At 64.5% G+C, this 12,402-nt stretch carries 15 protein-coding genes; 4 read left to right on the top strand and 11 right to left on the bottom strand.

The features are described 5' to 3' along the window. Positions 1-42: 42 nt before the first annotated feature. Positions 43-381, bottom strand: a complete 339-nt coding sequence (locus B0O95_RS02940) for a P-II family nitrogen regulator (protein WP_104076537.1) — start codon at positions 379-381, stop codon at positions 43-45. A 391-nt stretch (positions 382-772) separates the two neighbouring features. Here B0O95_RS02940 and B0O95_RS02935 point away from each other — a divergent pair, with 391 nt between their 5' ends. Next, a complete protein-coding gene (locus B0O95_RS02935; RefSeq protein WP_104076536.1) occupies positions 773-1,030 on the top strand; it encodes an accessory factor UbiK family protein in 258 nt (85 codons plus the stop codon). Between the two features lie 54 nt (positions 1,031-1,084). Next, complete coding sequence (locus B0O95_RS02930) at positions 1,085-2,617, top strand: YifB family Mg chelatase-like AAA ATPase (RefSeq protein WP_104076535.1); 1,533 nt, start codon at positions 1,085-1,087, stop codon at positions 2,615-2,617. 433 nt (positions 2,618-3,050) lie between these two features. On the opposite strand, the gene B0O95_RS02925 is transcribed toward B0O95_RS02930, so the two are convergent. Next, positions 3,051-3,512, bottom strand: coding sequence for a hypothetical protein (locus B0O95_RS02925; RefSeq protein WP_233203057.1), 462 nt, complete (start codon positions 3,510-3,512; stop codon positions 3,051-3,053). 283 nt (positions 3,513-3,795) lie between these two features. Between B0O95_RS02925 and B0O95_RS02920 the strand changes: the two genes are divergently transcribed. Further along, complete coding sequence (locus B0O95_RS02920) at positions 3,796-4,311, top strand: TlpA disulfide reductase family protein (protein ID WP_104076624.1); 516 nt, start codon at positions 3,796-3,798, stop codon at positions 4,309-4,311. A 280-nt stretch (positions 4,312-4,591) separates the two neighbouring features. Here B0O95_RS02920 and lipA read toward each other — a convergent pair whose 3' ends face one another. The 3 genes from lipA to B0O95_RS02905 all read right to left on the bottom strand — a co-directional run bounded on the left by lipA (position 4,592) and on the right by B0O95_RS02905 (position 6,767). Further along, positions 4,592-5,605, bottom strand: a complete 1,014-nt coding sequence (lipA, locus tag B0O95_RS02915) for a lipoyl synthase (RefSeq protein ID WP_104076623.1) — start codon at positions 5,603-5,605, stop codon at positions 4,592-4,594. A gap of 34 nt (positions 5,606-5,639) precedes the next feature. Then, positions 5,640-6,338: a lipoyl(octanoyl) transferase LipB gene (gene lipB / locus B0O95_RS02910; protein WP_233203068.1), complete on the bottom strand. Its 699-nt coding sequence runs from the start codon at positions 6,336-6,338 to the stop codon at positions 5,640-5,642. A 102-nt stretch (positions 6,339-6,440) separates the two neighbouring features. Beyond that, a complete protein-coding gene (locus tag B0O95_RS02905; protein ID WP_158249441.1) occupies positions 6,441-6,767 on the bottom strand; it encodes a DUF2917 domain-containing protein in 327 nt (108 codons plus the stop codon). 157 nt (positions 6,768-6,924) lie between these two features. Here B0O95_RS02905 and B0O95_RS02900 point away from each other — a divergent pair, with 157 nt between their 5' ends. Beyond that, the gene (locus tag B0O95_RS02900; protein ID WP_104076532.1) at positions 6,925-7,866 is read left to right on the top strand and encodes a transcriptional regulator GcvA; all 942 of its coding nucleotides are present in this window, start codon (positions 6,925-6,927) and stop codon (positions 7,864-7,866) included. A gap of 147 nt (positions 7,867-8,013) precedes the next feature. Here B0O95_RS02900 and B0O95_RS02895 read toward each other — a convergent pair whose 3' ends face one another. From B0O95_RS02895 to B0O95_RS02870, 6 genes are all read right to left on the bottom strand, one after another. Next, positions 8,014-8,283 (bottom strand): HP0495 family protein, encoded by a 270-nt coding sequence (locus B0O95_RS02895; protein ID WP_104076531.1) that lies wholly within the window; start codon positions 8,281-8,283, stop codon positions 8,014-8,016. An 85-nt stretch (positions 8,284-8,368) separates the two neighbouring features. Next, entirely contained in the window at positions 8,369-9,577 is a 1,209-nt protein-coding gene (locus B0O95_RS02890) for a D-alanyl-D-alanine carboxypeptidase family protein (protein WP_104076530.1), read from the bottom strand. Between the two features lie 95 nt (positions 9,578-9,672). Continuing rightward, complete coding sequence (locus tag B0O95_RS02885) at positions 9,673-10,317, bottom strand: alpha/beta hydrolase (RefSeq protein WP_104076529.1); 645 nt, start codon at positions 10,315-10,317, stop codon at positions 9,673-9,675. 4 nt (positions 10,318-10,321) lie between these two features. Then, the gene (locus tag B0O95_RS02880) at positions 10,322-10,657 is read right to left on the bottom strand and encodes a (2Fe-2S) ferredoxin domain-containing protein (protein WP_104076528.1); all 336 of its coding nucleotides are present in this window, start codon (positions 10,655-10,657) and stop codon (positions 10,322-10,324) included. Between the two features lie 75 nt (positions 10,658-10,732). After that, on the bottom strand, positions 10,733-11,389 hold the full coding sequence (locus B0O95_RS02875) for an ABC-type transport auxiliary lipoprotein family protein (RefSeq protein ID WP_104076527.1): 657 nt from the start codon (positions 11,387-11,389) through the stop codon (positions 10,733-10,735). Between the two features lie 53 nt (positions 11,390-11,442). Then, complete coding sequence (locus tag B0O95_RS02870; RefSeq protein ID WP_104076526.1) at positions 11,443-12,402, bottom strand: MlaD family protein; 960 nt, start codon at positions 12,400-12,402, stop codon at positions 11,443-11,445.

The following is a 12,402-nucleotide window of genomic DNA, read 5'->3' as shown; positions in this document are numbered from 1 at the left end:
TCGAATTCGTTTGCAGGCGCTGCGCGGCCCCAGCACTTTGCGTCAAAGCGCGTCGGCGCCCGTCTCCCCAGTACGAATGCGGATCACCTGCTCGATCGGCGTGACAAAAATCTTGCCGTCACCAATCTTGCCGGTACGCGCCGCACACTCGATCGCCTCGATCGCCTGCTCGACGACGTCCTCGGCCACGGCGGCCTCGATCTTGACTTTAGGCAGAAAGTCAACGACATACTCGGCGCCGCGATACAGCTCGGTATGCCCTTTTTGGCGACCAAAGCCCTTGACCTCGGTCACCGTAATGCCCGAGACGCCGATCGCCGACAGTGCCTCACGTGCTTCGTCCAGCTTGAACGGCTTAATGATTGCGGTAATGAGTTTCATCGCCCCCCCTCGGTGACTGGCTTCTTGCGCTGGGGCCACTTATAGCAATGATCATGCCGTATGCTGCGCCTACGAACTGCAACGGCTTGAAAGTGTCAACGATGGTGCATCGCGGACACTGCGCCCAGCAAGACTCGACCGGATGGTCAACGCCGCACTCACCGTGGCAACGCGGCGTGTCGGACGTGCTAGAGTCTTTCCATCGGCTGTGCGACCGGGCTGGCACGCACCCAAACCGCCCGCGGTGAGCTGCGCCAAAAACAGGCTTCTGGCCGATTTTGCACCAAAGCCGTGCATTCGTGCGACGATGCGCGCCGTGCATCGCGCTGCGATGGCGGCAGCCAGGAGTAATGCGCTGGCTTTGTGCCACATTTTAGATTGAGGGATAACGATGAAACAGCCAAACGACGTGTTCAACGATTTGCAGGCCCGCTTCAGCGAAATGCTGAAAAACTCGCCGGCGAAGGATGTCGAGCGCAACGTCAAGGCGATGCTGTCGCAAGGCTTCTCCAAGCTGGACCTGGTCACGCGCGAGGAATTCGACACCCAGGCCCAAGTGCTGGCCCGCACCCGGCTCAGGCTCGAGGAACTGGAGCGGCGTGTGGCCGAACTCGAGCAGAAGCTGTCCGCGCGCGCGGACAGCGTATAGGCGCGCAAGCTCCGGGACATCCCGATCGGCGGCGACGTGCCGCAAGGATAAGCCATGTCGCTAGCCGTGGTCCGCAGCCGCGCGCCGTTGCACGCGCTCGCGCCCGAAGTCACTGTCGAAGTCCATTTGGCGAACGGCCTGCCGTCGTTTGCGATCGTCGGGCTGCCTGACCTGGAAGTGCGTGAGAGCCGTGAGCGGGTGCGGGCCGCATTGGCCCATTGCGGTTTCGACGTGCCCGTGCGGCGAATCACCGTCAATCTGGCCCCGGCGGACTTACCGAAGGAATCCGGGCGCTTCGATTTGCCGATCGCACTGGGCATCCTGGCCGCGAGCGGGCAATTGCCGTGCGATGCACTGACCGGCCGCGAGTTCGCCGGCGAATTGTCGCTCAGCGGCACGCTGCGGCCGGTCCGGGGTGCGTTCGCGATGGCGTGCGGCACCGCGAGACAGGCTGGCCCCGACGCGGCATGCCCGGAACTGTACGTGCCGTTGGACAATGCGGCGGAAGCCGCGCTGGCGCCAGGCGTGGCCGTGTACGGGGCCGCCGACCTGGCCGCGCTCGTCGCACATCTGAAGGGCAAGCCCGAGGCGCGCATCGAACGCGCGCAGCCGTGCGGTGTCGCCGTACCCGCGCAACCCGCACCGGATATGGCCGATGTGATCGGCCAACCTGCCGCGCGCCGGGCGCTGGAGATCGCCGCCGCCGGCTCGCATCACATGCTGATGGTGGGACCGCCGGGCGCCGGCAAGTCGATGCTGGCGCAACGTCTGCCGGGCATACTGCCACCGATGTCGGACGATGACGCGCTGGCCTGTGCAATGCTGCTGTCCGCCAGCGGCCGTGGCTTCACGGCGGCAGACTGGCGGCGCCGTCCGTTTCGCGCGCCGCATCACAGTGCGAGCGCCGCCGCGCTGGTCGGCGGCTACAACCCGCCGCGGCCCGGCGAAATCACGCTGGCGCACCTGGGCGTACTGTTCCTCGATGAGCTGCCCGAGTTCAGCCGCGCGGTGCTGGAGACCCTTCGCGAGCCGCTCGAAACGGGCAAGATCACGATTTCTCGGGCTGCTGCGCAAACCGACTTTCCCGCCGCATGTCAACTGGTTGCCGCGATGAACCCATGCCCTTGCGGCTTGCGTGGCGATCCGCTAGGGCGGTGCCGATGCACGCCCGACCAGATCGCCCGCTATGTCGGCAGGCTGTCCGGACCACTGCTCGATCGGATCGACATCGTCATCGACGTGCCTTCGCTGTCGGCCGCCAAGCTTGCCCGCCGCACCGGCGCGCGCGGCGAAGCGAGCCACGTGGTCGCGGCGCGTGTGCGGCACGCGCGCGAACGTCAGTTGGCACGCCAGCATAAGGCCAATTGCGCGTTAAATGCCGAGGACCTCAATCGCTGGTGCCCACTCGATCCTCGCAGCGAAGCGTTACTGCAGATCTGCGGCGAGCGCCTGGGGTGGTCGGGGCGTGCCTTCGACAAGGTGCGCCGCGTTGCGCGCACCATCGCCGACCTTGATCTGAGCGATGACGTGCTCGCTGCCCACGTCGGCGAGGCGGTGCAATACCGGCGCGCGTCGATCACGGTCTGATCCTGGCCGCGACTCACAGCCGCACGCCGGTCGCATGCGGGCACATAGCCCGCCCGGGCGCACCGGCATGTGAGAATTTAGCCCGACAGCTAACCTTCGAGAGAAAACAACCCTTGACTTATGCACACCTGTTTTGATAGCGGCACCGCTTCTGGGCCGAATCCGGCAGATCTCCGACGGTTTATCGCAACTCCATGAAAATAAAAGAAATGCATGAACTGTCTGACATCACATTACCCCCTCTACGCGTGACGTCGCAGCGTGCTCCCGAGCCGCGACCCGGGTACTTTTCAACAAAGTTATCCACAGGGCATGTGGACAGCATTAAAAACCAATAAGAATCGTGTGGTTAGTGTCCATAGCTCATTTGAAAAATGAACATAGGTGCGCAGCGCAATTACAAGGATGCTCCAGATATTGAAAAGATCAGGCCTCAATCCACCGTTAACGACGCAAAGAACTGTTCCAGCTGCACTGCATCGAGATTGCGCCTGGACACAACCGCCGCCTGGTACACGTGCCGATCACGCGCAACAAACTGCGCGTGGATCGCGCGCTGCTCCTGTGTTTGCATATGGGCTACCGGACCGGCCACATCCATCGCGATGCGCGTTTCACCCCCGGCGTCATGGCTGCCCGGACTCCGGACCACGTGCAACATGGGCTGCGCCCCGACGTTGCGCGCCAGACCGTTTTGCAGGTACGTGAGCACTTGCGCACGAAGCGCGGGATCGTCGGCGGGAAGCGTCACGACCCCAACGGCGAACATCGCGTCGCCGACCGTCGCCGTTTGCATCTGCATCTTCAGCGCGTGTCCGGCGATCGTAAGCACTCGCTCGTCAAGCAACGGCTTGGCCGGCAGCATCACCGTATAGTGGCCCTCGTCGTTGCGCACCGTGCGCCAGTCAAATTGTGGCGAACAAGCGTTTATCAGTAGCGAAATAGCCCATATCAACCAGCATAAACGTCGGTTTAACATTGAACCAGCCCCCGTCGCACGGCCACGGCCGGAGATCGGCGCGGCATAACGCAAAAACGACAATTATCGCCAATGCGCCGATCAGGCCGCAGCGGGCATGCCCGCCTCACGGGTGCCGCGAATCAGCGATAGAATGTCGGCTATCGTTGTCACGCTATCCAGCGACGCCACCGGCGTCGTATCAGCCGAAAAAACGCCGATGAGCCAGTCCGCCACTTCCCGCCCATCCCACTCATGGATCGCAGCCGCGCTTGTCGCCATCGCGCTGGCCGTCGGTGCGTATTTCGCTTTTGGTACGCACAAGCAGGCACCCGTTGCGAGCTTCACGCTGCTGTCCGGTCAGAAGCTGACCACCGAGGACCTGAAGGGCAAGGTCTATCTGGTCAGCTTCTGGGCGACTAGTTGCGACACGTGCGTGAAGGAAATGCCGCAGATGGTCGACACGTATAACCGGTTCAAGGGCAAGGGTCTCGAATTCGTTGCCGTCGCGATGCAATACGATCCACCGATGTACGTGGCCAACTATGCGCAAACGCGGCAACTGCCGTTCAAGGTGGCGATGGACGATGGTTCCGCCGCCAAACAGTTTGGCAACGTCCAGTTGACACCGACCACGTTCGTGATCGGCCGCGACGGCCAGATCCTAAAACGTTATGTCGGTCCGCCGCAATTCGCAGAACTCGACCAGTTGCTGGAAAAAGCGCTGGCAGCCTGACGCGACAGGCCTACGTCGGCAGCCTGGACGATAGGCCAACGTCGGCAACCTGACGATAGGCCAGCGTTGGCAACCCGATGGGGACCGGCCAACGCTGGCGAGACCAGACGGCAAAGCCGGCGTGAGCCACCAGACGAGGCCGACTGGCGCTGCCCGAGACGACCCACCTCGGCCGAGGCCGGGCGACGGGCCGTCGCAGGTTCTGCGTCCTGGTGGCCCAGCCCCCTCTCTCGGTTCGCGCCGTCGCCCGCGCCCTCCGCCGGCGACGGCGCCCGCTGCTTCAGCTCGCGATGACGCCCGCGCCCTGCGCCTGTACGTCCGCGTGATAGCTAGAGCGCACCATTGCGCCGACGGCCGCGTGCGTGAAACCCATCGCATAGGCTTCTCGCTCGTACATCTTGAAGATGTCCGGATGCACGTAGGCGCGCACCGGCAAATGGTGCTCCGAGGGTTGCAGGTACTGGCCGATCGTCAGCATGTCGACATCGTGCGCCCGCAAGTCGCGCATGACCTGTAAGATCTCCTCCTCGGTTTCGCCGAGCCCGACCATCAACCCCGACTTGGTCGCGACGTCCGGATGCAGCGCCTTGAAGTCCTTCAACAGCTTCAATGAGTGTGCGTAGTCGGAGCCTGGACGCGCTTCTTTGTATAGTCGTGGCACGGTTTCGAGATTGTGGTTCATCACGTCCGGCGGCGCTGCGTTGAGAATGGTCAGCGCGCGGTCCAGCCGGCCCCGGAAGTCCGGCGTCAGGATCTCGACCCGGGTTTGCGGCGACAGCTCCCGCACCTGCCGGATACACTCAACAAAATGCCCGGCGCCGCCATCGCGCAAGTCGTCGCGGTCCACGCTGGTGATCACGACGTAGCGCAGCTTGAGCGCGGCGATGGTACGCGCCAAGTTCACCGGCTCGTCGGCGTCCAGCGGATCCGGTCGCCCATGCCCGACGTCGCAGAATGGGCAACGGCGCGTGCACTTGTCGCCCATGATCATAAATGTCGCCGTCCCCTTGCCAAAGCATTCGCCGATATTCGGGCAACTGGCTTCTTCGCAAACCGTGTACAGGTTGTGCTCGCGCAGAATCTGCTTGATCTCGTAAAAGCGGGAGTTGCCGGTCGCGGCCTTCACGCGGATCCAATCCGGCTTCTTCAGCTTCTCAATCGGCACGACCTTGATCGGGATCCGCGAGGTCTTGGCCTGGGCCTTCTGCTTCGCGCTCGGATCGTAGGTGGCGGAAGAAGCGTGCGCCGCAGAGGCGACGAGGGTGGCGGATGGGTCGGGAACAGCAGTCGTCATGTCGAAATCCAGTGCAGTGGCGGCCGCATCCTGCTCAGCCAGCCACGGGGTTGCCCCTTTCGCGTGCTGCATCGGGTGATGCGGCGACGGCAACCGGCGGCAGGTTGCCGGTCAGCCGTTCGGCGAGCGTTCGTGCCACGTCGTGCCAGTGCGCCGACACGCCGAGCGAAGCCATGTCGATCGTTTCGAGACCGACGTAGCCACATGGGTTGATATCGCGGAACGGCTGCAGATCCATCCGCACGTTAAGGCTCACGCCATGATACGAACAGCCATTGCGGATTTTCAGGCCAAGCGCTGCGATCTTCGCACCGGCATGGCGATGCGCGAATCCGGCGGCGATATAGATGCCTGGCGCGCCGGCCCGGCGCTCACCGACTAGATTATACGCTGCCAGCGTGTCGATCACCGCCTGCTCGATGCGCGTCACCAGGTCACGAACCCATAGCCGGCGGCGCCGCAGGTCGACCAGCAGGTACGCGACGACTTGGCCCGGCCCGTGGTAGGTGATCTGCCCGCCGCGATCGACCGGGACCAGCGCGATACCGTTATGCGCGGCCAGCAGATGGGCCGGATCGCCAGCTTGGCCCAGCGTGTAGACCGGCGGGTGCTCAACCAGCCAGATTTCATCCGTAGTGGGCGGCGTGCGTGCGGCGGTGAACGCGCGCATCGCGTCGAAGCTAGCTTCGTAGGGCTCGAGGCCACGCCAGCGCACGACGACATCGTTGGACATCGCCGCCAACGCGACAGGCTCGGTGCTAAATTCAAATGACGGCGCGGGCATGATCCCGTCAGTTTACCGAAAAGCGGGGCCGCCCGCCCGTACCTGCGACGATCAGACTGACAGCCATCCGGTATGCCAGCTGAACCGGCTGGCGGACAGCCGTCGCGACCACCATGACACAACGCGTTGGGCATAGTGAGGGCGCAGGGCCACGGTCACCCGCGCCGTGCGCATGCCTTCGGTGCCGAGCCACATCAACTCGCCGGGCCGCAGCGACAGCGATTCGCCCGGGGCCACCCAATAGTCGTGCTCGTCCGCGCTGCGGGTGATCCAAACGCGCTCGCCTTCGATGGTGAGCGCCACGCCCCGGCTCACGCGCAATGGCACGGTCTGCCCGGGCTGAACCTCGAACGTGATGCTTGAATAAAGGGGTTTCATCGTACGCTCCTGCCCACGCCCGGAATGCGCCGGGATAACTAGAATCGTAGCGATGGCCGGCCACGGCGCAAAACGATGTTTTTTCGCCGGCTTGTGAGCATAATTAACAAGCACAGCCGGCGCCGCGACGCCCGCCACGTATCGAAGAGGAACCGCCATGGACCTGCGTCAATTGCCCAACCTAGGCACGTTGAAGGCTTTTGAAGCCGCGGCCCGGCTCGAGAGCTTTTCGTGCGCCGCGCAGGAACTGTTCGTGACGCACAGCGCGATCAGCCATCAGATCCGCGCGCTGGAGGCCGAACTCGGCATGCCGCTGTTCAAGCGTGATGGCAAGCGGGTCGCGTTGACCGACTGCGGGCGCCGCTATGCGGCCCAGGTGCGCGCCGCCCTGTTCGACATTGCCGCGGCCACCGATGCGGTTCGCGCCGGTGACCGGCAACGCCGGCTCGTAATCAGCGTGCTGCCGCCGTTTGCCGCACGCTGGATGACGCCGCGGATCGGACGCTTCATCGAGCGGCACCCGGAAATCGACGTCGAGCTGCTGTCCACCAACGCGATCACGCACTTCAACCGGGATGATGTCGACGTTGCGCTGCGTTTTGGCGGCGGCAACTATCCGGGGTTGTTCGTCGAGCCGTTGCTCGACGAGGTGTTTTTCCCCGTATGCACGCCCGGCTTCAACGGCGGCCGGCTGCCGAAAACGCCGGCCGACCTGGCCGGCCTGACGCTGCTGCGCAACGACGACGAGATGTGGGGTCCATGGTTCCAGGCGGCGGGTCTGAGCGGCTGGAGCGAGCCGCGGCGCGGGGTGCTATACCAGGACTCGTCGATGCTGCTGCAAGCCGCGCTGGAGGGACAGGGCATTGCGCTGGTGCGCCGCTCGCTGGCGATGCAAGAGGTGATCAACGGTCGGCTCGTGCGGCTATTCGACATAGACGGCCCCAGCCCAGGAACGTACTGGTTCGTCTGTCCGCCACCGCTGCTGGAGACACGCCGGGTCACGGTGTTGCGCGAATGGCTGCACGAGGAGGCCGGGCGCTTTCGCGCCCTGTACGCGCAATGCCCGAGCGGCGTCCCCTTATCCGCGGCCGCCGCGTAAAGCGCTACATCAACGCTACATCAGCGCACATCGGCGCCACACAACGCGTCACGGGTCCAGCCGCGCGATGGCTGCACTGGGCGCCGTGCTGCATCGCGACGGCGCGCCACGCGCGGCGATTATCCGCGCACAACGCTCGCCCGGTCGTCATAGCACGACCTTCACCATTGGGTGCCCGGTCAGCGCCCGGTAGAGGTCATCGAGTTGCGCACGGCTGGTCGCACGCACAGTCACCGTAAGGCCGACGTAGTTGCCGCCGTTGGACGGCCGACTCTGGACCCGGCTGTCGTCGAACTCGAAATCGAATTGCCGAATCACCTCAACGATGACTTGCTGGAACTGCGGGTGCGCCTTGCCCATCACCTTGATCGGGAAGTCGCACGGAAACTGCAGCAGCGATTCGTTGGATGAGTTCATAACAGCGTTCCTTCAATCCTCGGTTTCATGCAACGCACCCGCGCGGGGCGCGCTGGCCTTGGCGGCCGATCGCCTTATCCTCGGCTTACTTCTTGGCCAGCGTCAGCAGCGCCGAATCCCACAAGCGCCCGAAGATGCCGGCCTGCGGCACGGCCTGCAGCGCCACGGCCGGGAACTGCGTCAGTACCTTGCCGTCGGCGACGACCTTCACCGTGCCCACCACCTGCCCGTCGGCGATCGGGCCGACCAGCTGACCATGGCGCTCGAGCACCGGCTTGATCTTGTCGCTCACCCCCCTCGGAACCGTGATGTACTGGTCGCTCTTGACGCCGACCGGCACCGCGTTCTGCAGGCCTTTGTACACGCGCGGCGAATCGATGACCTGGTTGGCTTTGTACAGGCGCAGCGTGTCATACGCCGCGTAGCCGTAGTTCAGCATCTTCAGGCTGTCCTGCGTGCGATCGTGCTCCTTGGGCTCGCCCATCATCACGCTCACCAGCCGGCGCGACGCGTCCGGCACCCCCGGCAGCGGCCGTTTCGCGCTGGCAATCAGGCAGTAGCCGGCCGCCTTCGTATGGCCGGTCTTAACCCCGTCCACGGTCGGGTCGATCCACAGTAGTCGGTTGCGGTTCGGCTGCTTGATCTTGTTGTACGTAAAATCCTTAACCGCGAAGATCGAATAATACTCAGGATAGTCCCGAATCAGGTGCGCTGACAGCACGGCCAGGTCGGCCGCGCTCGTGTAGTGCTGGGGATTCGGCATGCCATTCACGTCGGTGTAATGCGTGTTCTTCATGCCCAGCTTCTGCGCCGCCTCGTTCATCATCTGCACGAAGTGCGCTTCGCTACCGCCAACGAGTTCGGCCAGTGCGATCGCCGCGTCGTTACCCGACTGCACGATCATCCCGTACACCAGGTCGTGCACGGTCACTGGCTTGTTCGCCTCGATGAACATACGCGACTCGTCCGTGCGCACGCGACGCACCGCCTCGCTCGGGATCACGGTCTGGTCCATCGAGATCTTCTTAGTCTTCAACGCATCGAACACCAAGTACGCGGTCATCAACTTGGTCAGCGAAGCGGGTTCGACCCGCTCGTCGGCATTGGCCGACGCAAGCGTCTGCGCGCTGCTGGCATCGACGAGCACCCACGAGCGTGCATTGACAGCCGGAGGCGGCACTTGCGCGAGCGCGTCGGCGGGAACAATCAGAGCGGAAGCGGCGAGTGCGGCAGGCAGCACGCACGCGAGCGTTGCTGCGCGGGCGGCAACGGTCGGGACAAAGGTCAAACGCATAGCAATCGAATCGACGTTAAACGGGGGAATTCGGGAAGCGGCTCGGCACAGGTGATGCGCCACCCGCCTGTGCGGCGGCAGCGACGCGGCACCCATTATACGCGCCAGCGCTCGGCAATCACCCGCTTCAGGATGTGCAGCTTGCGATGGAAAAAATGCTCGGCGCCTGGGATCACCACGACCGGCAGTTCCTGCGGCCGCGCCCAATCGTAGACTGACGCAATCGGCACCGTATCGTCGAGTTCGCCGTGAATCACGAGGGTGTCGAGCGGCACGTCAGCGACCTGCCAACGGCTCGCCGCGGTCCCGACGAATACCATGCGCTCGATCGCGTCACCGTGTTCGCGCAGTCGCTGCGCCACGTGTGACAGCACGAATGTGCCGAACGAGAAACCCGCCAGCACCAGCGGCACACCGGCCAGCCCCGGCAGCATGCGCGCGTGGTCGATCACCGCAATCAGGTCATCCTGCTCGCCGTGCCCGTCATCATGCTCGCCTTCGGTGGCACCGACACCGCGGAAGTTCGGTCGCACCGCCACGTAGCCAAGTTGCACCAACGTGCGCGCCAGTGTCTGCGCGACCTTGTTGTCTAACGAGCCGCCGAACAGCGGATGCGGATGTGCAACCAACGCCAGCCCGCGTGGCTCGCCCCCCGCGTCGCCACGATCCGGACGATCGATCGCGATCTCGATCTTGCCGACCGGACCGTCGATCCGATACTTCTGCGTTTGCGCGTTCATCCGGTCACACCTCGCCGCGCGGCGCGTCGATCACCAGGCGCTCGACGATCCGGCCGCCGACCAGATGCGAATCGATAATCTCGTCGATATCCGCTTCGTCGACATAGGTGTACCACGTCGCATCGGGGTACACGACCAGCACAGGACCAAGCTCGCACCGATCCAGGCACCCGGCCTTGTTGATGCGCACCTTGCCCTCGCCGGCAAGGCCCAGCGCCTTGATACGCCGTTTCGCGTATTCCTGCATCGCTTGCGAACCGCAGTTTGCGCAACTCGGGCGGTCGCCCGGATCGCGCTGGTTCAAGCAGAAGAAAACATGGTGCTGATAAAAAGAAGTCATTGGAAAGCGGTCCCGCCATCGGCATTGAGTCGATTATAACGACGGGGCAGCCGGCACGCCGTGCGCCCCCGTCGCTCAGCGCGCGAGCGCCGGCTGACTGGCCAGCCAGTCAACTAGCTGCGACAGCGCAACGTCGCTGGCCTGCGCGAGGGCGCGCACGCCGCCGATCGCATCGGCGGACGGCGCCGGCACATCAGCGCGGAACGTCGCCTGCATGAACTGTCCGCCCCGCCGCAGCAACGTCGCACGCAACGCGACAACGCCACGGCTCGCGCCGGGCTTGTCGAAGATCTGCTCGAAGTCCAGCAACTCGACCCTCAACACCGGCGCCGACACCGGGTCGCCGGGCGAGACCACCGCGCCGCGTGCGCCGAGCAGTGCGCGCAAACGTTGTGTCAGCAACTGTGCCGGCGTCGCGGTCCAGCGGTTCGACGTGTAAGTGCGCAGCTGCTGCGCGTGCGCATAGGCGAGCCGGTAGACGATGCCGTCCGAATCCAAGCCCGCCGGCGCGCCCATGTCAACCAGCTTAAACGGACCGAACGCCGGCGACGCGGCGCCGGCGCGAGATGCCGCCCCGTTCGGGCTCATGGGACCGGGGTACACCGCCATGGCCGGCGCGCCGAGATCGTAGCGATGGGCCACCGGCGACGCGCGGTGTCCAGCCGTGCCGCATCCGTCGAACGTGAACGCACCCAGCAACACCGCAAGCGAACCAATAATACGTGATGACATCGATAATCCTTGTCGAATGGACGCCCGCCGTGCAGTGCGGCAACGTGCGCGCGTCAGTGCGGGGAGCCGGTCGACCACGAGAAACCCGGCTCGCCGGGCCCGGGCTCGGGCGACGGTGCACCGAACAGTAGTGCGCGCGGATTCGCGTTGATCGCGCCTGCCGCGCTGTTGACCGACCGCATGGCCTGCCTGACGTCGTCGGCCAGCGAATTCACGCGAGGCAACGTCTCGTAGCCGACTCGCGCGGTCAGCTCCTGCATCGACGTATTAAGCTGCGCCAATGCCACACCCACCTGCTCGGCCGCCTGGCCCACCCGGTTCAGATTGGCCGCAACTGGCCCATTAGGATTGGACAGGCTGGTCGTCAGCATGTTGACCGAACCCATCGTCCGGTTCAGCTCGTCGATCGTGTCCGGCAGCTTGCGTGTCACCGGCTCCAGGCGCTGCGTGAGCGCAGCCACACCGCTGGCCGCATCCTGGATACTGCGCGCGGCAGCCAAGTATTGCCGACGGTTCGGCTCGTCGGTCATTTGCTGCAGGTTGACCGCGATCCTCTCCATTTGATTGAGCAAGGCCACGCCACGCCGCTGCAGATCGTCGAACAAGCCAGGCCGCATCGGAATCTGCGCGACGTTCTCGTCGGACGAGCTAAGGGGGTGCGGATCGTCGCCGGTATCATCCAGCTGGATAAAGCCCAGTCCGGTCACGCCCTGAAAACCGAGCGACGCGAAGCTCGAGTTGGTCAACGGCACGCGCTTGTCCACGAGGATCCGGATCACGATCCGGCCGGGGCGGTGCGTGTCGAAGTGAATGTTCTGCACCTTGCCGACCGCCAGTCCGCGATAGCGCACCGCCGCGTCGGCGCGCAAGCCGGTTACATTCGTCGTGGCGACCAGGTCATACGGGACGCGCTCGGTGCGATCCATGCTAAACCACGCGATCGTCAGCGCGATCGCCGCCAGCAGCACGATCGTAAACAGCCCGGCCCAGAATGCATGTGACTTGTTTTCCAT

It is taken from the genome of Mycetohabitans endofungorum, assembly GCF_002927045.1.
GTDB lineage: Bacteria > Pseudomonadota > Gammaproteobacteria > Burkholderiales > Burkholderiaceae > Mycetohabitans > Mycetohabitans endofungorum.
Note: the sequence above shows the minus strand (reverse complement) of the source record. Positions and strands in the feature narration are given on the sequence as shown.